Raw genomic sequence first — 20,690 nt, 5'->3', positions numbered from 1 at the left:
TTTCATACAGTATAAACTGGTTTTTTATCCAGTAAAGGGGCAGCGACAAAATTAGAACAATTTTTTTGACCAGCCGAGCTTGGTGCTTAATGTGTTGAAATAGCTGTAGTCTTTCGGATGGATCAGGTTGAGGTGATAATCGCTGCGGCGAATGAGCACATCTTCCCCTTCCTGAATCGGCAGAGCTATCTGGCTGTCGCAACTGATCTCAAGGTCGCTGCGGCGGTGCGAGAAGCGCAGACGAATGGTGCTGTTGCTGTTAATCACCAGCGGGCGCGCCGACAGCGTGTGCGGGAACATCGGCACCAGAGTGATGGCATCAAGCGATGGCGTCAGAATGGGGCCGCCCGCCGAGAGCGAGTAGGCCGTGGAGCCAGTTGGGGTTGAGATAATCAACCCGTCCGAGCGCTGGGAGAAGGCGAAGGTTTCGTCGATATAGACTTCAAACTCAATCATATGAGCGACTTTACCCGGGTGCAGCACCACTTCGTTGATGGCGGTGCTGATGCGCTTCTGGCAGTTTTGCTGGCAGACCTGCGCTTCCAGCAGGAAACGTTTTTCGGCAATAAAGTTACCGTCCAGCACATCGGCTAATTGCTGATGGGCGTTGTCAGGGTCAAGGTCGGTGAGAAAGCCGAGGTTGCCGCGGTTAATGCCAATCACGCTAATGTCGTAGCGGGCAAGGGTGCGCGCCGCGCCAAGCATATTGCCGTCGCCGCCGACCACTACCGCCAGATCCGCTTTCTGGCCAATTTCCGCCAGCGTACCGGTCTGGACGTTATCCAGCTTAAGTTCTTTGGCTATCTGGCGCTCGACAATCACCTCGTAACCTTTGGTGCACAGCCAACGATAGAGCATTTCATGTGTCGTCAGCGCCGTCGGGTGACGAGGGTGTCCTACAATACCGATACACTTGAAATGATTGTTCATTTTCTGAATGTCCTTGTGCCGAAGATGGGTGACAATGTGAGAGCTTCCCTTGAAACCCGGAATCTGATCCCCATAATAAGCGAAGTTAGCGAGATGATTGCGAAAAAACGCGGAGAAATTCATGAGTAGTAAAGAACAGAAAACGCCTGAGGGGCAATCCCCGGAAGAAATTATCATGGATCAGCACGAAGAAGTTGAGGCGGTTGAACCAAACGCCGCTGCTGAACAGGTGGATCCGCGCGACGAAAAAATTGCGAACCTCGAATCGCAGTTAGCGGAAGCCGAAACCCGCGAACGCGAAAGCGTCCTGCGCGTGAAGGCTGAAATGGAAAACCTGCGTCGCCGTACTGAAATCGACGTTGAGAAGGCGCACAAGTTTGCGCTGGAAAAATTCGTCAACGAACTGCTGCCGGTGCTGGATAGCCTGGACCGTGCGCTGGAAGTGGCGAACAAAGACAACGAAGAGATGGCGCCGATGATCGAAGGTATCGAACTGACCCGTAAGTCGATGCTTGACGTGGTGGCGAAGTTTGGTGTGCAGGTTGTCGCGGACATCAACGTCCCTATGGACCCGAACGTACACCAGGCCATTGCGATGGTTGAGTCCGAAGAGGTTGCTGCTGGCAACGTGCTGATGGTGATGCAGAAGGGTTATACCCTGAACGGTCGTACCATTCGCGCAGCGATGGTCTCCGTCGCGAAAGCGAAGGCATAATCTTCGCTTAACCCTCTCCCCTGGCGGGGAGAGGGGCTATTCTTTAGTCCTTCACGCTTTCCCGAAGCGGCTTCACTGGAATCACCTGCACCTGCTTAATCACGTTATCCTGTACGTCGAGAATATCGATATCGTACTGGGCAATGCGTACGCGCGTACCGGCCGCAGGAATCTCTTCTAACGCTTCGACAATAATGCCGTTAATGGTGCGCGCTTCGTCTTCCGGCAAGTGCCAGTTGAAGGCTTTGTTCAACTCGCGCACGTTTGCGCCGCCGTCGATAATCACCGAGCCGTCGTTCTGCGGGTTGACCTCTTCGGCCAGCGATGGCGACATTGACGTCGTAAAGTCACCGACGATCTCTTCCAGAATATCTTCAACCGTCACCAGCCCCTGAATATCACCGTACTCGTCGACGACCAGGCCGACTTTCTTCTTGTTGCGCTGGAACTTCACCAACTGCGTGCTGAGCGGCGTGCCTTCCGGGACGAAATAAATCTCGTCAGCGGCGCGTAGCATCACCTCTTTGGTGAACTCCTTTTTCTCCGTCATCAGCCGGTATGCTTCGCGTACGCGCAGCATGCTGATGGCATCGTCAAGCGAGTCGCGGTACAGCACGATGCGCCCGTGCGGCGAGTGCGTGAGCTGACGAACGATAGATTTCCAGTCATCGTTGATGTTGATGCCGACGATTTCATTGCGCGGCACCATGATGTCATCAACGCTGACTTTTTCGAGATCCAGCACCGACAGCAGCATGTCCTGGTTGCGGCGGGAAATCTGCGAGCGGGATTCGTTTACGATGGTGCGCAGCTCGTCTTTGCTCAGCGCGCTGCTGATGGTGATGTCGGTTTTAATGCCCATCATGCGCATCAGAATGCGGGTAATCAGGTTCAGGAACCAGACCAGCGGCATCATCAGAATTTGCAGCGGTGCGAGCAGGAAGCTGCTTGGGTAGGCCACCTTTTCCGGGTAGAGCGCGGCAATGGTTTTTGGCAGCACTTCTGCAAATACCAGCACCACGAAGGTCAGCACCCCGGTGGCAATGGCGACGCCCAGATCGCCATACAGGCGCATGCCGACGATGGTGCCTAGGGCGGAGGCCAGAATGTTGACGAGGTTGTTGCCAATCAGCACCAGGCTGATAAGACGGTCAGGCTTTTGCAGCAGCTTTTCGACGCGACGCGCTGGTTTATTGCCCTGTTTTGCCAGATGGCGGAGCCGATAGCGGTTCAGCGTCATCATGCCGGTTTCAGAACCTGAGAAATAGGCAGAAATGACCACCATGATGATCAGCGTGACGATCAGCGTGGTGGTTGAGATATGTTCCAAGTGGATTCCTTAGTACTTAGCCCACGAATTGTTGAATGACACGGCTACCGAAGTAGGCGAGCGTCAGGATGCCAGCGCCGGCAACGTTAAACCAGACGACTCGACGACCGCGCCACCCTTCATGGTAGTGGCCCCATAACAAGACGATATAGACGAACCAGGCGATGATGGAAAGGACGGCTTTGTCGATATTTTCCATGCTAAAAAGGTTATGCATGTAAAACAGGCCGGTACAGAGCGTCAGCGTGAGCAGCACGACGCCAACCTGGGTGATGTGAAACATTTTACGTTCAATGACCATCAGCGGCGGCATTTCATGGCTGAACGCCAGCTTCTTGTTCTTAAGCTGATAGTCAATCCACGCCAGCTGCAGCGCATACAGCGCGGCAATAATCAGCGTGGCGTAGGAGAACAGCGATAGCCCGATATGCACCATCATTCCCGGCGTGGCTTCCAGGTGAGTAATAAACTCGTTGGGCATAAAGGTGGCGAAGGCGAGGTTGATCAGCGCGAAGGCGTAGACGATGGGCAACAGCAGCCAGCCGCGATTACGCGAGGCGACGATAGTCATCACCGTACAGATCATCAGGCTCACCAACGAACCGACGTTCAACAGGCTGAGGTTCTGCCCACTTTCACCGCCCGGCAGAATACGGGCTTCCAGCGCAAACGCGTGGCACACCAGCGCAACGATGGCAGAAAGAATCGCCATACGCCGCCAGCCGCTGTTTTTTTGCAGCAGACCGGGAATGATCAGCGCCAGGCTGATGGAGTAGGCAACAAGCGCGAGCAGGGCAAAAACAGGCATAAAGTGTCGGCAGTCGTCAGATAGAAGAAAGAGATGCAGTATATACGCAAAATCATTCGAGTTGTATCAAGGCGCATAGCCTGCGTGAAGGATGATGCGTATGGTGTAACGTGATGCAGCGCTAACCGCAGCATCACAACTCCTCCGCTGTCGTGTTATACTCCGGCAAATTTCCGTTTTTTGGTCGCGCTAGCGACTCACGTTTCCACCCCAGGCGAGAGACAATGTTTGATAATTTAACCGATCGTTTGTCGCGCACGCTGCGCAATATCAGTGGCCGTGGGCGCCTTACTGAAGACAACGTAAAAGAGACGCTGCGCGAAGTGCGCATGGCGCTGCTGGAGGCTGACGTTGCGCTGCCGGTAGTGCGTGATTTTATCAATCGCGTAAAAGAAAAAGCGGTTGGTCACGAAGTTAACAAGAGCCTGACCCCGGGTCAGGAGTTCGTCAAAATCGTTCGTAGCGAACTGGTTTCGGCGATGGGCGAAGAGAACGAGACGCTCAATCTGGCGGCGCAGCCACCGGCCGTGGTGCTGATGGCGGGCCTGCAGGGTGCGGGTAAAACCACAAGCGTTGCGAAGCTGGGTAAATTCCTGCGCGAGAAGCACAAGAAAAAAGTGCTGGTCGTCTCTGCCGACGTTTATCGTCCGGCGGCGATCAAACAGCTGGAAACTCTGGCCGAGCAGGTTGCCGTAGACTTCTTCCCGTCCGACGTAGGCCAGAAGCCTATCGACATCGTTAACGCGGCGCTGAAAGAAGCGAAGCTGAAATTCTACGATGTGCTGCTGGTGGATACCGCCGGTCGTCTGCACGTTGATGAAGCGATGATGGACGAAATCAAGCAGGTTCACGCGGCGATCAAGCCGGTTGAAACCCTGTTTGTCGTCGACGCAATGACCGGTCAGGATGCGGCGAATACCGCCAAGGCCTTTAACGAAGCGCTGCCGCTGACCGGCGTGGTGCTGACCAAGGTCGACGGTGATGCGCGCGGCGGTGCGGCGCTCTCCATTCGTCACATTACCGGCAAGCCAATCAAGTTCCTCGGCGTCGGCGAGAAAACCGAAGCGCTGGAGCCGTTCCATCCGGATCGTATCGCTTCCCGTATCCTCGGCATGGGCGACGTGCTGTCGCTTATTGAAGACATCGAGAGCAAAGTTGACCGTGCGCAGGCTGAGAAGCTGGCGACTAAGCTTAAGAAGGGTGACGGTTTCGACCTGAACGACTTCTTAGACCAGCTTAAGCAGATGAAAAACATGGGCGGTATGGCAAGCCTGATGGGCAAACTGCCGGGCATGGGTCAACTCCCCGACAACGTCAAATCGCAGATGGATGACAAAGTGCTGGTGCGTATGGAAGCGATCATCAACTCGATGACGCTGAAAGAGCGCGCGAAGCCGGAAATCATCAAAGGTTCCCGCAAACGTCGTATCGCCCAGGGCTGTGGCCTGCAGGTGCAGGACGTGAACCGTCTGTTGAAGCAGTTCGACGACATGCAGCGCATGATGAAGAAGATGAAGTCGAAGGGCGGCATGATGAAAATGATGCGCGGAATGAAGGGGATGATGCCACCAGGATTCCCTGGCCGTTAATCCCTCAGTTGAAGTGTGCTGGCTTCGGTTAGCGCACTTCGACAATGACAAACACGCCGACTTTGCTCTGCCTATGACGATAACGCCCTGGTTATCGTGCGGTAAAAGGCAGATGTTGATTGCATTTCCCCCAGAAATGAGTAAAATTTTCGGGCTTTTAATATGACACCGGGCCCCTTCCCTCGATGGGGCCCGGTTGTTCTATTCACACAAGAGGATGTTATGGTAACTATTCGTTTAGCTCGTCACGGCGCTAAAAAGCGTCCGTTCTACCAGGTTGTTGTTACTGACAGCCGTAACGCACGCAACGGTCGCTTCATCGAGCGCGTTGGCTTCTTCAACCCAATCGCTTCTGCGACTGAAGAAGGCACCCGTCTGGACCTGGATCGTATCGCACACTGGGTTGGCCAGGGCGCAACTATCTCTGATCGCGTATCTGCGCTGATCAAAGAAGCTAAGAAAGCAGCTTAATCTGTCACGGTGGTCATGATGAGCAAGCAACACACCGCACAAGCACCTGTTGATCCGATCGTATTGGGGAAAATGGGTTCTTCCTACGGTATCCGTGGTTGGCTCAGAGTGTTTTCCTCCACCGAAGACGCCGAAAGCATTTTTGACTATCAGCCCTGGTTAATCCAGAAGGCGGGTCAGTGGCAGACCGTTGAGCTGGAAAGCTGGCGCTACCACAATCAGGATATCGTCATTAAGCTGAAAGGCGTTGACGATCGCGATGCCGCGAATCTGCTGACGAACTGCGAAATTATCGTGGATTCCTCGCAGCTGCCGGCGCTGGAAGATGGAAGCTATTACTGGAAAGACCTGATGGGCTGCCAGGTAGTGACCACTGAAGGCTACGGTCTCGGTAAAGTCATCGATATGATGGAAACCGGGTCGAATGACGTTCTCGTCATTAAGGCAAACCTGAAAGATGCATTTGGCATCAAGGAGCGGTTGGTTCCGTTCCTCGATGGGCAGGTTATCAAGAAAGTCGATCTCACTACTCGTACTATCGAAGTAGATTGGGATCCTGGTTTTTAAACCACCGGATAAACGGTAAAAGACGGCGCTATGTGGATTGGCATAATTAGCCTGTTTCCTGAAATGTTCCGCGCAATTACCGATTACGGGGTAACTGGTCGGGCAGTTAAAAATGGCCTGCTGAACATCCAGAGCTGGAGTCCTCGTGACTTCACGCATGACCGGCACCGTACCGTGGACGATCGTCCTTACGGCGGCGGACCGGGGATGTTAATGATGGTGCAACCTTTACGGGACGCCATTCATGCAGCAAAAGCCGCGGCAGGTGAAGGCGCGAAGGTGATTTATCTGTCACCTCAGGGACGCAAGCTTGATCAAGCGGGCGTCAGCGAACTGGCCACGAATCAAAAGCTGATTCTGGTATGTGGTCGCTACGAAGGCATAGATGAGCGCGTGATTCAGACCGAGATTGACGAAGAATGGTCTATCGGCGATTACGTTCTCAGCGGTGGTGAGTTACCGGCAATGACGCTGATCGACTCCGTTTCCCGGTTTATTCCGGGTGTATTGGGTCATGAGGCTTCAGCATTCGAAGATTCGTTTGCTGATGGATTGCTGGACTGTCCACACTATACTCGCCCTGAAGTGTTGGAAGGGATGGAGGTACCGCCAGTTCTGCTGTCGGGAAACCATGCTGAGATACGTCGCTGGCGTTTGAAGCAGTCGCTGGGCCGCTCCTGGCTTAGAAGACCTGAACTTCTGGAAAACCTGGCTCTGACTGAAGAGCAAGCAAGGTTGCTGGCGGAGTTCAAACAGGAACACGCAAATCAGCAACATAAACATGATGGGCTGGTCTGAGACCCCCAAATATCAGTTTACCCAGGATAAGAGATTAAATTATGAGCAACATTATTAAGCAACTTGAACAAGAACAGATGAAGCAGGACGTACCTTCCTTCCGTCCGGGTGATACCGTGGAAGTGAAAGTATGGGTTGTTGAAGGTTCCAAAAAACGTCTGCAGGCATTTGAGGGCGTGGTTATCGCTATTCGTAGCCGCGGTCTGCACTCTGCATTCACTGTTCGTAAAATTTCCAACGGCGAAGGCGTTGAGCGTGTCTTCCAGACTCACTCTCCAGTTGTTGACAGCATTGCTGTTAAACGTCGTGGTGCTGTACGTAAAGCTAAACTGTACTACCTGCGTGAGCGCACTGGTAAGTCTGCTCGTATCAAAGAGCGTCTTAACTAAGATTCGCGCAAGCGACATCCTGTTAAAAAGGGCTGGCCGAAAGGCTGGCCCTTTTTTATATATGTGGTCAGCTATGGCACGGTGTATCGCTAACGGTTTAAAAATCCCTCATAAAAAATGGCACCTCTCGTTAACAGTTATTGGCTAAATCATTTACAATGCCCGCTCGTATCAGGAGAGTCGAGTGAGAAAAGCCTTCAACCTATCAGCACTAAAACAGCGAGCCGCCTGGCTTGCGCTGTTTGCTATGGCGCTGATTATTGTTGCACCGCTCATCTCGATTTCGTTGCAGCAATCACCCATGAGCGCCATGCCGGGTATGCATCATGACATGAACATGTCGATGACGATGCCAGCTCACCATTCTGCCCCTGAAAGCATGCCTATCGATCACGGTGAGGCCTGCGGCTACTGCGTGCTTCTCACCCATGTCCCGGGCCTGATTCTGGCCCTGTGCGTTTTGCTAAGCGCGCTGATGCTTCGCGTGGCGACCGCGCCTTTCCCGCCGTTGGTCTTTCACTGGCGCGACTTCCCCTGGCTCTTCCCCGATACCCGTGCGCCACCGGCGCCGTCTGCTTTACCTGCTTAATAACAACGATAACTGACGCTTTAGCGTTTCATCGCTCTCGTTTGCATAAAGGAAGAGTATGACAACCTGCACCTCGCGGGCGGCATGGGTGCACCTGCTGCGCCGCCTACACTTTTTTATTGGCCTGTTTATCGGGCCCTTTATTTTCGTCGCGGCCTTAACCGGTACGCTGTATGTGGCCACGCCTCAACTGGAGAACCTGATCTATCGCCAGGCGCTAAAGGGGGAGGTGAGCGGTGAACGGCATTCGCTCACAGAACAAATTGCCGTGGCTGAACGTGCGTTGGGCACACCGCTGCGTCTGAGCGCGGTTCGGCCAGCGCTGGAGGCGGGGGAGACGACGCGGGTGATGTTCGACGACCCTGCGCTTGCGCCGTCTGAGAACCGTGCGATCTTTATCGACCCGATAACTCTCGCGGTGAAAGGCGATATGACGGTCTACGGCACCAGCGGCATCTTACCGCTGCGCCAATGGATCGATTATGCCCATCGCTCGCTGCTGTTAGGTGATGTAGGGCGTTTATACAGCGAGCTGGCGGCATCATGGATGTGGGTTGCTGCGTTGGGTGGGGTTGCACTGTGGGCCTTTACCCGACTAAAACGCCGCATCAAAAATCGCCTGCAGAATACCCGCCGCGTTCACGTCACTCTTGGCTGGTGCCTGCTTGCCGGCATGCTGCTGTTTTCGGCGACCGGCTTAACCTGGTCCCAATGGGCCGGTGGCAATGTTGATAAGCTGCGCGCTACCTTTGGTTGGTTGACGCCGCAGGTGAATACCCAGCTACACGGTACTGAGGCGATGGTGATGGACCCGCATGCGGAGCACCATTCTCATCATCAGGGAATGGTGATGAGTGAGCCGCCGATCGCCGTGGATCGGATTGATGCGATTCTCCAGGCGGCACAACGAGGCGGTATTGCTGCAACACATCTCGAGATCCGACCGCCGCGCAGTGCGGATCGCGCCTGGACGGTGACGGAGATCGATCGCCGCTGGCCGACGCAGGTTGATGCGGTGGCTATCGATCCCAACTCGCTGGCTATTCTCGACTATACCCAGTTTGCCGATTTCCCGCTGATGGCAAAACTCACCCGTTGGGGCGTGGATTTCCACATGGGTGTTTTGTTCGGCTTACCTAACCAGTTGTTGCTGGTGGCGTTTGGTCTTGCGCTATGTATAGCGATCGTGATGGGCTATCGCCTCTGGTGGATCAAACGCCCGGCGCAGTCATCGGTAAGTCCTGTCCAGACACTAGCGAAAAGCTGGCTGGCGCTTGCTCTCCCTGGCAGGATTCTCACGCTGCTGCTGGCAATAGCGCTCGGTCTTGCGTTGCCGGTTATGGGGGCGAGCCTGCTGCTGTTCGTGATTATTGACTGGCTGCGCTGGCGTAATACGTTGGTTCATCGGGTGTCGCAGACGGCAGAATAACGGCTTAAGCGATGTTGTGTATCTTAAGGCGGGCACATAGGTGCTCGCCTTTTTTATGGGTGTAATTTTATGTTTACGCATTTAAAGCGATTATTTTGCGATTAAATGGCTTGTGTAAATAATAATTTACGGATTTTGGATTGAAATCTTTACTCATTATGATATTGTGGCTGCACCTCATTGAGGAAACCACTATCGCAAACGGGCCATAACAGGTAATGCCATCATGCAAAAAGACGCGCTGAATAACGTAAATATCGCCGATGAACAGATTTTGATCACTCCTGATCAGCTGAAAGCTGAATTCCCGCTCACCGTTGAGCAGGAAGCGCAAATCGCCCAGTCACGTAAAACGATTTCTGACATTATCGCCGGCCGCGATCCGCGCCTGCTGGTAGTGTGTGGGCCTTGCTCTATTCACGATCCTGAAGCTGCCATCGAATACGCGCGTCGATTTAAAACCCTTGCGGAAGAGGTCAGCGATAGCCTCTACCTGGTTATGCGCGTCTATTTTGAAAAGCCTCGTACTACCGTGGGTTGGAAAGGGCTTATCAACGATCCGCATATGGATGGCTCGTTTGATGTGGAAGGTGGTTTGAAAATTGCGCGTAATCTGTTGGTAGAACTGGTCAGCATGGGGCTGCCGCTGGCAACCGAAGCGCTGGACCCGAACAGCCCACAGTACCTGGGCGACCTGTTTAGCTGGTCCGCGATTGGTGCGCGTACCACCGAATCTCAAACCCACCGTGAAATGGCGTCTGGTCTGTCGATGCCGGTTGGTTTCAAAAATGGTACCGATGGTTCACTGGCGACCGCTATCAACGCCATGCGCGCTGCTGCCATGCCTCACCGCTTTGTCGGTATCAACCAGGCCGGCCAGGTCTGCCTGCTGCGTACCCAGGGTAACCCGGATGGTCATGTGATCCTGCGCGGTGGTAAAAAGCCAAACTACGGCCCGGAAGATGTGGCGCAGTGTGAAAAAGAGATGGAACAAGCAGGACTGCGCGCGTCGCTGATGGTAGATTGCAGTCATGGTAATTCCAATAAAGACTACCGCCGTCAGCCTGCGGTGGCGGAATCCGTTGTCGCACAGATCAAGGACGGTAACCGTTCCATTATTGGTCTGATGATTGAGAGCAATATTCACGAAGGTAACCAGTCTTCCGAGCAGCCGCGCTGTGAGATGAAATACGGCGTATCGGTCACCGATGCCTGTATCAGTTGGGAAGCGACGGACGCGCTGCTGCGTGAGCTCGACAAGGATTTGCGCGGCCATCTGGCGGCTCGTCTGGCGTAAGAGGATTGTATGGTTGCTGAACTGACCGCGCTACGCGATCAAATTGATGAAGTCGATAAAGCGCTGCTGAGCCTGCTGGCTAAGCGCCTGGAACTGGTGGCGGAAGTCGGGGAAGTCAAAAGTAAATATGGCTTACCGATTTACGTACCGGAGCGTGAAGCGTCTATGCTGGCTTCACGCCGTAAAGAAGCGGCCGCGCTGGGTGTACCGCCCGATTTGATTGAGGATGTGCTGCGTCGCGTAATGCGCGAATCTTACTCTAGCGAAAACGACAAAGGCTTTAAAACCCTGTGTCCGTCGCTGCGCCCGGTGGTGATCGTGGGCGGTGGTGGCCAGATGGGGCGGCTGTTTGAAAAAATGCTGACGCTGTCCGGCTATCAGGTGCGGACGCTGGAGAAAGATGACTGGGCGCGTGCGCCGGAGCTGGTTGCTGATGCTGGCATGGTGATTGTCAGCGTACCTATCCACGTGACCGAGCAAATCATTGAGAAGCTGCCGCCGTTGCCTGCGGATTGTATTCTTGTCGACCTGGCATCGGTGAAAGCGGGCCCGTTACAGGCCATGCTTTCCGTCCATCAGGGCCCCGTTTTAGGGCTGCACCCGATGTTCGGTCCAGACAGCGGTAGCCTGGCAAAACAGGTGGTAGTGTACTGCGACGGCCGTCAACCGGAAGCGTACCAGTGGTTCCTCGAACAGATTCAGGTCTGGGGCGCGCGCCTGCATCGCATCAGTGCAGTAGAGCACGACCAGAATATGGCCTTTATCCAGGCGCTACGCCACTTTGCGACCTTTGCCTACGGGCTGCACCTGGCGGAAGAGAACGTTCAGCTGGAGCAACTGCTGGCGCTCTCGTCGCCGATTTACCGCCTGGAGCTGGCGATGGTCGGGCGACTGTTCGCTCAGGACCCACAGCTGTATGCTGACATCATTATGTCATCCGGGAACAACCTGGCGCTGATTAAACGCTACTACCAGCGTTTCGGCGAGGCTATCGGCCTGCTGGAGCAGGGAAACAAGCAGGCGTTTATCGACAGCTTCCGTAAAGTTGAACACTGGTTTGGCGACTATGCGCAGCGCTTCCAGAGTGAGAGCCGCGTCCTGTTACGACAGGCGAATGACAGTCGACAATAGCGAAACTGTATATACTTGAAAGCCAGGGGAAATCCTCTGGCTTTTTTTATGGGATAAAGAGAATGGCTGACGCAAACCTGCTGTTTGATTACACCGGCCACCTGCCGGAATGCCCAACCTGGAGCGAAGCGGAACAGGCGCTCTACTGGGCCGATATCATGGAGTGTGAAATTCACCGCTATGTGTTGGAGACCGGGGAGCACCGGATTTTACAGTTCCCGGAGGAGGTGGGCTGCTTTGCGCTGCGGGAAAACGGTGGCTTTATCGTTGCCCTACGCAGTGCTATCTGGCTTGCCGACAGCCGTGGCCTGCTGCAGCATAAAGTTTGCGATAACCCGAGTAACCCGCAGCTGGCACGCTTTAACGACGGCGGCACCGACCGCGACGGGCGTTTTTATGCCGGAACCTTCTGGGGGCCGGGTGACTATAACGGCGCGCTGTTGGTGCGGGTTGATAATCAGCTGACGCCGAAAGTGGTGCAGTGCGATATTCATGGCGCCAACGGGCTGGCCTTTAGCGAAGACAAACGCTGGATGTACACCTCCGATACGCCAAACGGTGTGATTTACCGTACACCGCTGGATGAGCATGGTGAGCCACAAAAGCGCGAGGTATTCCGTCAGTTTAAGGCTGGAGAGGGCATCCCTGACGGGGCGGCTATCGACGAAGAAGGATGCTACTGGAGCGCGATGTTCGACGGCTGGCGGGTGGCACGTTTCTCGCCGACAGGTGAGCAGCTTGCTGAGTATCGCTTACCGGTACGCTGCCCGACGATGGTGTGCTTTGGTGGCACGGATAGGCGCACGCTGTTTATCACCACCACCCGTGAGAACATGTCGGCGGCGGAGGTGGCGCAGTATCCGCTTTCCGGCGCCATCTTCACCCTGCCGGTAGAGATAGCAGGGATGAAGAAGCTGCCGTTTATTGAGCGTTAAACCGGGTCGACCGGAACCACGTTTTCGCTTGGGTAGCAGCCCAGCACTTTCATGGAACGGGTGATCCCGGAGAGCTCTTTCAACGCCTTTTGCATCGGCAGGGATTCCAGGTTGGCCTGGATGTCGAGATAAAACATCTCTTCCCACGGGTTGCCATGAATAGGGCGTGATTCGAGCTTGGTCATGATCAGGTTGTGGTTACGCAGCACCAGCAGCGCCTCAACCAGCGCACCAGCCTGCTGTCCGGTAGCAATAAGCAGGGTCGTTTTTGCGGGAACCTGATCGGAAACATTGACTGACTTACGCGCCAGCACCAGGAAGCGGGTAATGTTCTGCGTCTGGTTAGCCTGGCAATGCTCCAGCACCTGTAGGCCATACAGCTTGCCACCGGCTTCGCTACCCAGCGCGGCAACGGTTGGGGAGTTGGCCTGCGCCACTTTCTCCATCGCCGCCGAGGTGCTCTCAGTGTACTCAATTTTCCACTGCGGATAATGGCTCAGGAACTGACTGCACTGCTGGAACGGCTGCGGGTGGCTATAGACCGTCTCGATGGTCTCAAGCGTCGTTGTACCGTTCACCAGCACGCAGTGGTCGATAGGCACCGTCATCTCACCCACAATCGACAGGCTGGTGTGTTGCAGCAGATCGTAGACATCGTTAATCCCGCCGGAGCTGGTGTTTTCAATAGGCACGACGGCGTAGTCGGCCTGACCGGTCTCGACCTGATTAAAGATATCGGCGAACTTCAGGCAGCCGCTTTCGATGAACTGTTCAAAGTGGCGGGCGGCGTACTGACGTGCCGCAAGATGGGAGTACGACCCTTTTGGCCCCAGAAATGCGATGCGCGCTGAGTGTGGGTTAATCTGATTCAAATGCTGTTGCAGCAGGGTTTGCTGGGTCAGGACAGAATCTTCAATGATGAGCTGGAACAGACGCGTGATGTAGTGCGCATCAAGCTGGTGGGTTTTGCCGATGGTGATAAGACGCTCCAGCAGATCACGCTCGCGGTCGATGTCGCGCACCGGGCGATGGGAGGCCAGCTTGGCTTTGCCAACTTCCACGGCCAAGCCGCGGCGTTCTGCCAGTAGACCGACCAGCTTCTCATCGAGGGCGCTTATCTTATCGCGGATTGCTAATAACGGGTTTTCCGAAGTCATCATGTTTGCCTTTCTTGTTATCAATAAAAAAGGCCTCCCGGGTGGGAGGCCTTATTGTTCGTCTTCGCATTCTTTATCACACGACGAAACGCCTCCCAATCAGGGGAAGGTAAAAAAGAATGCGAAGAAAAACGGTAGTCGTATCACAGCAGGTTAATTCCTTAGTGTGGTGAGGTTTTACAGTACCCGCTCTGTTTTCGTTCTGTCAATAAAAAACGCGCCCGAAGGCGCGTTGGCGATACACATTAAAGTACAAAGTTCAGTTTACTCTTCTTCGACTTCTTCAACGAAGCTTGCGTCTTTCACCGATGTTGTGGCGCGACGGGCTTCCCCTTTGTGTTGCACCTTATTGAGCTGCCGTTCCAGCTTGTTGATCAATTCGTTAATGGCGGTGTACATATCTTCGTGTTTAGCGCTGGCGACCAGATGCCCATTCGGGGTATTCATCGTGGCGTCCGCTACAAATCCCTGTGGCTCTTTGGACAGGATGATATGCGGATTGATTAAGTGGGTTTGCCATTTTTCCAATTTTGAGAGACGGTCTGCGACATGCTGGCGAATAGCCGGAGTAATTTCCATTTGTTTACTGGTAATGTTCATTGTCATAAATTTTACCTCTTGTCTTTCCGTCTTGGTGATTCCAGCATACCTCGGATTTGGTTAAAATGTGTGATTTAGATCACATTATTTTGTCACTTTTTGTCAGTGCATTCATTTTGTGAGTCAGGACAGGAAGAAGTGATTTTTCACTTGTCGGTTCGGGAAAATGCAGCCATATTTGATAGGATGACCTGGAGCTAAACCGCTTCAGCAATGACGTGAAACGAATAAAAAAACGGCAGCCTCAGGGCTGCCGTTTTGCTTGATAGGATTGTCCGAATCAGGACTGGGTGTTTTTGCTGTTGGCCGCAATGATTTTTGCGACTTTGTCAGCCTGCGCGGTCATCTGCATTTCACGATAGGCGTTTTCCATCTTAGGAAGCGCGTCTCGGGTGGCCTGAGTGTCCGGGTAATTACGCATCATGTTTTCCGTGCGGTTAACCACGGCTACCCATGCACCACGTGCAGTGTAGTAATCAACAACGGAAAGTTCATATTTCGCCAGACGATCTTTCAGGAAGACCAGACGCTTGTTGGCATCGGTGACGTACTGACTGTTCGGGTAGCCGCGCACCAGCTTCGAGAAGTCATTGAATGCGTCACGCGCGTGCTGCGGATCGCGGTCGGAACGATCGACACCGAAGAAGCCCTGCAGCGCGCTATCATCCAGCGCCATGTTCGTCAGACCACGCATGTACATCACGTAGTCGATGTTTGGATGAGTTGGATTCAGACGGATGAAACGGTCAATTGCGGCCTGGGCCAGCGGCAGATCGGCATTTTTATAGTATGCGTAGATCAGATCCAGCTGAACCTGCTGAGAATATGGTCCGAACGGATAGCGGTTATCCAACGCTTCCAGTTGCGTTATTGCCTGTTTCCAGTTACCGTCCTGCAGCTTTTGCTGAGCAGTTGCGTAGATTTCATTAGGCGGATTATCAGGAACTTCGTCCTTTGAACCAGAGCACCCCGCCAAAGCCAGGCTCAACGTGGCCGCTGCCACCAGATATTTCATGCGCGTCATGACGTTTTGACTTTCCTCAAAATGTTTATACGGGATATTCATAGTTCCTGTTCCCGATTAAGACCAGCTACAATAGCACACTATATTAAACGGCGAAGCCGTAAAAACCCAACGTTAACGAAGAAGCTGTATATGGCACAACGAGTACAACTCACCGCAACGGTGTCCGAGTCACAACTTGGACAACGCTTAGATCAGGCTTTGGCCGAAATGTTCCCTGATTATTCGCGTTCGCGCATAAAAGAATGGATCCTCGACCAACGCGTACAGGTAAATGGCAAAGTTTCAGACAAGCCAAAAGAGAAAGTCATGGGCGGCGAGACCGTCGCTATTGAGGCCGAAATCGACGAAGAGATCCGCTTTGAAGCGCAGGATATCCCACTCGATATCGTTTATGAAGATGATGACATCATGGTCATCAACAAACCGCGCGACCTCGTGGTGCACCCTGGTGCCGGTAACCCGGACGGCACGGTGCTGAACGCACTGCTGCACTACTACCCGCCGATTGCCGATGTGCCGCGTGCGGGCATCGTACACCGTCTGGATAAAGACACGACCGGTTTGATGGTGGTAGCGAAAACCGTTCCGGCGCAAACGCGTCTTGTGGAATCGCTGCAGCTGCGTGAGATCACCCGTGAGTACGAAGCGGTAGCGATTGGTCATATGACGGCAGGCGGTAGCGTTGAAGAACCGATCAGCCGTCACCCGACCAAGCGTACGCATATGGCGGTACACCCGATGGGTAAACCGGCGGTAACGCACTATCGCATCATGGAGCACTTCCGTGTGCACACGCGTCTGCGACTGCGTCTGGAAACCGGACGTACGCACCAGATCCGCGTGCACATGGCGCATATCACCCATCCGCTGGTGGGCGATCAGGTCTATGGTGGCCGTCCGCGTCCGCCGAAAGGCGCATCGGATGAGTTCATTTCCGTACTGCGTAAGTTTGACCGTCAGGCGCTTCACGCGACTATGCTGCGTCTCTATCACCCGATTTCGGGGATTGAAATGGAATGGCATGCGCCAATCCCGCAGGATATGGTTGACCTGATTGCGGTGATGCGCGAAGACTTTGAAGAACATAAGGATGACGTAGACTGGCTATGACCAAAATCATTGTCCCGGAGTGGCCGCTGCCAGCAAGCGTAGCGGCCTGCAGTTCAACGCGCGTGGGTGGGGTCAGCGAGGGAGCGTGGGATTCTCTGAATCTCGGCGCCCACTGTGGTGACAACCTGGAACACGTAGAAGAGAACCGGAAGCGTATGTTCGCGGCAGGTAAACTGCCGTCGAAACCCGTGTGGCTTGAGCAGGTACACGGTAAAGAGGTTTTGCGTCTGACCGGAGAACCTTATGCCTCTAAGCGCGCCGATGCTTCCTATAGCAATACGCCCGGGACCGTGTGTGCGGTGATGACTGCCGATTGTCTGCCAGTGCTTTTCTGTAATAAAGCCGGAACCGAAGTCGCTGCTGCGCATGCCGGATGGCGTGGGCTGTGCGACGGAGTGCTGGAAGAGACCGTTGCCTGCTTCAAAGATAGTCCAGAGAACATTATTGCCTGGCTTGGCCCGGCTATTGGGCCACAGGCTTTCGAAGTCGGCCCGGAAGTGCGTGAAGCGTTTATGGCGAAAGATGCCAATGCGGTTAGCGCATTCCGTCCTGCCGGCGAAAAATACTATGCTGATATCTACCAACTGGCGCGTCAGCGTTTGGGGAATATCGGCGTAACCGCACTCTATGGCGGAGACCGCTGTACCTTCAGCGAAAAGGATGATTTCTTCTCTTACCGCCGTGACCGTACTACGGGTCGTATGGCAAGTTTCATCTGGCTGATATAACCTATAGAATCAAGACGATCCAGAAGGCAGACATTTTTTTCTCATTGACCAGGTCATTTAACCTTGAATAATTGAGGGATGACCTCATTTAATCTCCTGTAGCAAATTTGACCTAGTATGGGAGGAGTCATGCGTCTGGATCGTCTTACCAATAAATTCCAGCTTGCTCTTGCCGATGCCCAGTCGCTCGCACTGGGGCACGACAACCAATTTATCGAACCTCTTCATTTAATGAGCGCCTTGCTGAATCAGGAAGGGGGCTCGGTACGTCCTTTATTAACCTCTGCTGGCATTAATGCTGGCCAGTTGCGTACCGCTATCGATAAGGCGTTGAGCCGTTTACCTCAGGTGGAAGGCACCGGCGGTGACGTGCAACCGTCTCAGGATCTGATGCGCGTGTTGAATCTTTGCGACAAGCTGGCGCAAAAACGCAACGACAACTTTATTTCGTCAGAACTGTTCGTTCTGGCGGCGCTTGAGTCACGTGGCACTCTGACCGACCTGCTGAAATCAGCGGGGGCGACAACGGCCAATATTACTCAGGCTATTGAACAGATGCGCGGGGGGGAAAGCGTGAACGATCAGGGTGCCGAAGACCAACGTCAGGCATTGAAGAAATATACGGTCGATCTGACCGAACGTGCTGAGCAGGGCAAACTTGACCCGGTTATCGGCCGTGATGAAGAAATTCGCCGTACCATCCAGGTACTGCAGCGTCGTACTAAAAACAACCCGGTGCTAATAGGTGAACCGGGCGTCGGTAAAACCGCCATCGTCGAAGGTCTGGCGCAGCGCATTATTAACGGCGAAGTTCCGGAGGGCTTAAAAGGCCGCCGCGTACTGGCGCTGGATATGGGCGCGCTGGTGGCCGGGGCGAAATACCGCGGTGAGTTTGAAGAGCGTCTGAAAGGTGTACTGAACGACCTGGCGAAACAGGAAGGCAATGTCATCCTGTTTATCGATGAACTGCATACCATGGTCGGGGCGGGTAAAGCCGACGGCGCGATGGATGCTGGCAACATGCTAAAACCGGCGCTGGCGCGTGGGGAACTCCACTGCGTCGGCGCGACGACGCTGGATGAATATCGCCAGTACATCGAAAAAGATGCGGCGCTGGAACGTCGATTCCAGAAAGTGTTCGTGGCTGAGCCTTCGGTGGAAGACACCATCGCGATTCTTCGTGGTTTGAAAGAACGTTATGAACTGCACCACCATGTGCAGATTACTGACCCGGCAATCGTAGCGGCAGCTACGCTGTCTCACCGCTATATCGCCGACCGTCAGTTGCCGGATAAAGCTATCGACCTTATCGATGAAGCGGCGTCCAGTATTCGTATGCAGATTGACTCGAAGCCGGAAGAACTCGACCGACTCGACCGCCGTATCATTCAACTGAAGCTGGAACAGCAGGCACTAATGAAAGAGTCTGATGAGGCGAGTAAGAAACGTCTCGACATGCTGAACGATGAGCTGAGCGATAAAGAGCGTCAGTACTCTGAGTTAGAAGAAGAGTGGAAAGCGGAAAAAGCCTCCCTCTCCGGCACGCAGACGATTAAGGCAGAACTGGAGCAGGCGAAAATCGCCATCGAGCAGGCGCGTCGCGTCGGTGACCTGGCGCGGATGTCCGAACTGCAGTACGGTAAAATTCCAGAGCTGGAAAAACAGCTGGAAGCGGCAACGCAGTCTGAAGGTAAAACCATGCGTCTGTTACGTAATAAAGTGACGGATGCAGAGATTGCGGAGGTGTTGGCACGCTGGACTGGTATTCCGGTTGCCCGCATGTTGGAAGGTGAGCGTGAGAAACTGCTGCGTATGGAGCAGGATCTGCACAGCCGCGTGATTGGGCAGAATGAAGCGGTTGAAGCGGTATCGAATGCGATTCGCCGTAGCCGTGCGGGGCTGTCCGATCCGAACCGTCCGATTGGTTCATTCCTGTTCCTGGGGCCAACCGGGGTGGGTAAAACCGAACTGTGTAAAGCGCTGGCTAACTTTATGTTCGACAGCGATGACGCGATGGTACGTATCGACATGTCTGAGTTTATGGAGAAACACTCCGTGTCTCGTCTGGTCGGTGCGCCTCCGGGATATGTCGGTTATGAAGAGGGCGGTTATCTGACGGAAGCAGTTCGTCGTCGTCCTTATTCCGTCATTCTGCTGGATGAAGTGGAAAAAGCGCATCCGGACGTGTTCAATATTCTGCTGCAGGTTCTGGATGACGGTCGTCTGACCGACGGGCAGGGGAGAACGGTCGACTTCCGTAATACGGTTGTCATCATGACCTCTAACCTCGGTTCCGACCTGATTCAGGAACGTTTCGGCGAGCTGGACTACGGTCATATGAAAGATCTGGTGCTGGGCGTGGTCAGCCACAGTTTCCGCCCAGAGTTCATCAACCGTATTGATGAAGTGGTTGTCTTCCATCCGTTGGGTGAAAAACATATTGCCTCAATTGCGAAGATCCAGCTGCAGCGTCTGTACCAGCGTCTGGAAGAGCGTGGTTATGAAACGCAGATGTCTGATGAAGCGCTGCAGTTGTTGAGCCAGAACGGTTACGATCCGGTATATGGTGCACGTCCGTTGAAACGTGCTATCCAGCAGCAGATCGAAAACCCGCTGGCCCAACAGATTCTGTCCGGTGAGCTGATTCCTGGCAAAGTTATCCGCCTGGAAGTCAAAGATGATCAGATTGTGGCAGTGCAGTAAGTCACAAAAAGAAGAAAACGAGCCCTTTTGGGCTCGTTTTTGTTTAAAAACCAGGCAAAAATAAGAGCGTTGAATAAAAAGTAAGCGAACGATAAATTTTTTATAATTTATACTTGCGACTTCTCAGTATCTCCCTATAATGCGCCTCCACTGACACGGAACAACGGCAAACAAGCCGCCGGGTCAGCGAGGTTCTCCTGAGAATCTCGAGAGACGAAAGCGAAAATAAACGCTTGACTCTCAAGCGGGAAAGCGTAATATGCACATCCCGCGCCGCTGGTAAAGCGAAGCGGCACTGCTCTTTAACAATTTATCAGACAATCTGTGTGGGCACTCGAAGATACGGATTCTTAACGTCGCAAGACGATAAATGAATACCAAGTCTCT

21 protein-coding genes and 1 other annotated feature are annotated in these 20,690 nt (G+C 53.8%); of the genes, 14 read left to right on the top strand and 7 right to left on the bottom strand.

Going from position 1 to position 20,690, the window contains the following annotated elements; translation table 11 throughout:
• Positions 1-51 precede the first annotated feature (51 nt).
• Positions 52-930: an NAD(+) kinase gene (gene nadK / locus ACLGE8_RS21610; RefSeq protein ID WP_185668761.1), complete on the bottom strand. Its 879-nt coding sequence runs from the start codon at positions 928-930 to the stop codon at positions 52-54.
• A 121-nt stretch (positions 931-1,051) separates the two neighbouring features.
• Here nadK and grpE point away from each other — a divergent pair, with 121 nt between their 5' ends.
• Positions 1,052-1,645, top strand: a complete 594-nt coding sequence (gene grpE, locus ACLGE8_RS21605; RefSeq protein ID WP_411001146.1) for a nucleotide exchange factor GrpE — start codon at positions 1,052-1,054, stop codon at positions 1,643-1,645.
• A gap of 43 nt (positions 1,646-1,688) precedes the next feature.
• On the opposite strand, the gene ACLGE8_RS21600 is transcribed toward grpE, so the two are convergent.
• Positions 1,689-2,975: an HlyC/CorC family transporter gene (locus tag ACLGE8_RS21600; protein ID WP_411001144.1), complete on the bottom strand. Its 1,287-nt coding sequence runs from the start codon at positions 2,973-2,975 to the stop codon at positions 1,689-1,691.
• A gap of 16 nt (positions 2,976-2,991) precedes the next feature.
• Complete coding sequence (locus ACLGE8_RS21595; protein ID WP_411001142.1) at positions 2,992-3,783, bottom strand: inner membrane protein YpjD; 792 nt, start codon at positions 3,781-3,783, stop codon at positions 2,992-2,994.
• A gap of 224 nt (positions 3,784-4,007) precedes the next feature.
• Here ACLGE8_RS21595 and ffh point away from each other — a divergent pair, with 224 nt between their 5' ends.
• The 10 genes from ffh to ACLGE8_RS21545 all read left to right on the top strand — a co-directional run bounded on the left by ffh (position 4,008) and on the right by ACLGE8_RS21545 (position 12,978).
• Positions 4,008-5,372, top strand: a complete 1,365-nt coding sequence (ffh, locus tag ACLGE8_RS21590) for a signal recognition particle protein (RefSeq protein WP_411001140.1) — start codon at positions 4,008-4,010, stop codon at positions 5,370-5,372.
• A 222-nt stretch (positions 5,373-5,594) separates the two neighbouring features.
• Positions 5,595-5,843, top strand: a complete 249-nt coding sequence (rpsP, locus tag ACLGE8_RS21585; RefSeq protein WP_185064520.1) for a 30S ribosomal protein S16 — start codon at positions 5,595-5,597, stop codon at positions 5,841-5,843.
• Between the two features lie 18 nt (positions 5,844-5,861).
• Complete coding sequence (gene rimM / locus ACLGE8_RS21580; protein ID WP_123652292.1) at positions 5,862-6,410, top strand: ribosome maturation factor RimM; 549 nt, start codon at positions 5,862-5,864, stop codon at positions 6,408-6,410.
• Positions 6,411-6,440: 30 nt separating this feature from the next.
• Entirely contained in the window at positions 6,441-7,208 is a 768-nt protein-coding gene (gene trmD, locus ACLGE8_RS21575; protein WP_411001138.1) for a tRNA (guanosine(37)-N1)-methyltransferase TrmD, read from the top strand.
• A gap of 41 nt (positions 7,209-7,249) precedes the next feature.
• Complete coding sequence (rplS, locus tag ACLGE8_RS21570) at positions 7,250-7,597, top strand: 50S ribosomal protein L19 (RefSeq protein WP_006687325.1); 348 nt, start codon at positions 7,250-7,252, stop codon at positions 7,595-7,597.
• A gap of 184 nt (positions 7,598-7,781) precedes the next feature.
• Positions 7,782-8,186: a DUF2946 domain-containing protein gene (locus ACLGE8_RS21565; protein WP_411001136.1), complete on the top strand. Its 405-nt coding sequence runs from the start codon at positions 7,782-7,784 to the stop codon at positions 8,184-8,186.
• 58 nt (positions 8,187-8,244) lie between these two features.
• On the top strand, positions 8,245-9,615 hold the full coding sequence (locus ACLGE8_RS21560; RefSeq protein ID WP_411001134.1) for a PepSY-associated TM helix domain-containing protein: 1,371 nt from the start codon (positions 8,245-8,247) through the stop codon (positions 9,613-9,615).
• Positions 9,616-9,841: 226 nt separating this feature from the next.
• Positions 9,842-10,912, top strand: coding sequence for a 3-deoxy-7-phosphoheptulonate synthase AroF (gene aroF, locus ACLGE8_RS21555; RefSeq protein ID WP_185668768.1), 1,071 nt, complete (start codon positions 9,842-9,844; stop codon positions 10,910-10,912).
• Between the two features lie 9 nt (positions 10,913-10,921).
• Complete coding sequence (gene tyrA / locus ACLGE8_RS21550) at positions 10,922-12,043, top strand: bifunctional chorismate mutase/prephenate dehydrogenase (RefSeq protein ID WP_411001132.1); 1,122 nt, start codon at positions 10,922-10,924, stop codon at positions 12,041-12,043.
• Between the two features lie 62 nt (positions 12,044-12,105).
• The gene (locus ACLGE8_RS21545; protein WP_411001130.1) at positions 12,106-12,978 is read left to right on the top strand and encodes an SMP-30/gluconolactonase/LRE family protein; all 873 of its coding nucleotides are present in this window, start codon (positions 12,106-12,108) and stop codon (positions 12,976-12,978) included.
• On the opposite strand, the gene pheA is transcribed toward ACLGE8_RS21545, so the two are convergent.
• From pheA to bamD, 4 genes are all read right to left on the bottom strand, one after another.
• Positions 12,975-14,135, bottom strand: coding sequence for a bifunctional chorismate mutase/prephenate dehydratase (pheA, locus tag ACLGE8_RS21540; protein ID WP_411001157.1), 1,161 nt, complete (start codon positions 14,133-14,135; stop codon positions 12,975-12,977). The two genes, ACLGE8_RS21545 and pheA, sit on opposite strands and share 4 nt — an antisense overlap.
• A 23-nt stretch (positions 14,136-14,158) precedes the next feature.
• Positions 14,159-14,283: a sequence feature (Phe leader region), on the bottom strand.
• A complete protein-coding gene (gene pheL, locus ACLGE8_RS21535; protein WP_369709598.1) occupies positions 14,235-14,282 on the bottom strand; it encodes a pheA operon leader peptide PheL in 48 nt (15 codons plus the stop codon). Its footprint overlaps the feature before it by 48 nt.
• Positions 14,284-14,399: 116 nt before the next feature.
• On the bottom strand, positions 14,400-14,741 hold the full coding sequence (gene raiA, locus ACLGE8_RS21530; protein WP_185668771.1) for a ribosome-associated translation inhibitor RaiA: 342 nt from the start codon (positions 14,739-14,741) through the stop codon (positions 14,400-14,402).
• A 274-nt stretch (positions 14,742-15,015) separates the two neighbouring features.
• Positions 15,016-15,759 (bottom strand): outer membrane protein assembly factor BamD, encoded by a 744-nt coding sequence (bamD, locus tag ACLGE8_RS21525; RefSeq protein ID WP_062779280.1) that lies wholly within the window; start codon positions 15,757-15,759, stop codon positions 15,016-15,018.
• Positions 15,760-15,891: 132 nt separating this feature from the next.
• Here bamD and rluD point away from each other — a divergent pair, with 132 nt between their 5' ends.
• The 3 genes from rluD (at position 15,892) to clpB (ending at position 20,303) form a co-directional block, all read left to right on the top strand.
• The gene (gene rluD / locus ACLGE8_RS21520) at positions 15,892-16,872 is read left to right on the top strand and encodes a 23S rRNA pseudouridine(1911/1915/1917) synthase RluD (RefSeq protein ID WP_411001128.1); all 981 of its coding nucleotides are present in this window, start codon (positions 15,892-15,894) and stop codon (positions 16,870-16,872) included.
• Positions 16,869-17,600 (top strand): purine nucleoside phosphorylase YfiH, encoded by a 732-nt coding sequence (gene yfiH, locus ACLGE8_RS21515; protein WP_411001126.1) that lies wholly within the window; start codon positions 16,869-16,871, stop codon positions 17,598-17,600. The genes rluD and yfiH overlap by 4 nt, the downstream gene beginning before the upstream one ends.
• A 129-nt stretch (positions 17,601-17,729) precedes the next feature.
• Positions 17,730-20,303: an ATP-dependent chaperone ClpB gene (gene clpB / locus ACLGE8_RS21510; protein ID WP_411001124.1), complete on the top strand. Its 2,574-nt coding sequence runs from the start codon at positions 17,730-17,732 to the stop codon at positions 20,301-20,303.
• Positions 20,304-20,690: the final 387 nt, after the last annotated feature.

It is taken from the genome of Kluyvera sp. 142486 (assembly GCF_046569695.1).
Taxonomy (GTDB): Bacteria; Pseudomonadota; Gammaproteobacteria; order Enterobacterales; family Enterobacteriaceae; genus Kluyvera.
Note: the sequence above shows the minus strand (reverse complement) of the source record. Positions and strands in the feature narration are given on the sequence as shown.

What these genes read in the sequence shown, in the direction of transcription:
- aroF (WP_185668768.1), top strand. Translation starts at nt 9,842, where the DNA reads ATGCAAAAAGACGCGCTGAATAACGTAAATATCGCCGATGAACAGATT.
- grpE (WP_411001146.1), top strand. Translation starts at nt 1,052, where the DNA reads ATGAGTAGTAAAGAACAGAAAACGCCTGAGGGGCAATCCCCGGAAGAA.
- raiA (WP_185668771.1), bottom strand. Translation starts at nt 14,741, where the DNA reads ATGACAATGAACATTACCAGTAAACAAATGGAAATTACTCCGGCTATT.
- ACLGE8_RS21545 (WP_411001130.1), top strand. Translation starts at nt 12,106, where the DNA reads ATGGCTGACGCAAACCTGCTGTTTGATTACACCGGCCACCTGCCGGAA.
- rplS (WP_006687325.1), top strand. Translation starts at nt 7,250, where the DNA reads ATGAGCAACATTATTAAGCAACTTGAACAAGAACAGATGAAGCAGGAC.
- rluD (WP_411001128.1), top strand. Translation starts at nt 15,892, where the DNA reads ATGGCACAACGAGTACAACTCACCGCAACGGTGTCCGAGTCACAACTT.
- ACLGE8_RS21560 (WP_411001134.1), top strand. Translation starts at nt 8,245, where the DNA reads ATGACAACCTGCACCTCGCGGGCGGCATGGGTGCACCTGCTGCGCCGC.
- pheA (WP_411001157.1), bottom strand. Translation starts at nt 14,135, where the DNA reads ATGACTTCGGAAAACCCGTTATTAGCAATCCGCGATAAGATAAGCGCC.
- tyrA (WP_411001132.1), top strand. Translation starts at nt 10,922, where the DNA reads ATGGTTGCTGAACTGACCGCGCTACGCGATCAAATTGATGAAGTCGAT.
- rimM (WP_123652292.1), top strand. Translation starts at nt 5,862, where the DNA reads ATGAGCAAGCAACACACCGCACAAGCACCTGTTGATCCGATCGTATTG.
- nadK (WP_185668761.1), bottom strand. Translation starts at nt 930, where the DNA reads ATGAACAATCATTTCAAGTGTATCGGTATTGTAGGACACCCTCGTCAC.
- ACLGE8_RS21595 (WP_411001142.1), bottom strand. Translation starts at nt 3,783, where the DNA reads ATGCCTGTTTTTGCCCTGCTCGCGCTTGTTGCCTACTCCATCAGCCTG.
- yfiH (WP_411001126.1), top strand. Translation starts at nt 16,869, where the DNA reads ATGACCAAAATCATTGTCCCGGAGTGGCCGCTGCCAGCAAGCGTAGCG.
- clpB (WP_411001124.1), top strand. Translation starts at nt 17,730, where the DNA reads ATGCGTCTGGATCGTCTTACCAATAAATTCCAGCTTGCTCTTGCCGAT.
- bamD (WP_062779280.1), bottom strand. Translation starts at nt 15,759, where the DNA reads ATGACGCGCATGAAATATCTGGTGGCAGCGGCCACGTTGAGCCTGGCT.
- trmD (WP_411001138.1), top strand. Translation starts at nt 6,441, where the DNA reads ATGTGGATTGGCATAATTAGCCTGTTTCCTGAAATGTTCCGCGCAATT.
- rpsP (WP_185064520.1), top strand. Translation starts at nt 5,595, where the DNA reads ATGGTAACTATTCGTTTAGCTCGTCACGGCGCTAAAAAGCGTCCGTTC.
- ffh (WP_411001140.1), top strand. Translation starts at nt 4,008, where the DNA reads ATGTTTGATAATTTAACCGATCGTTTGTCGCGCACGCTGCGCAATATC.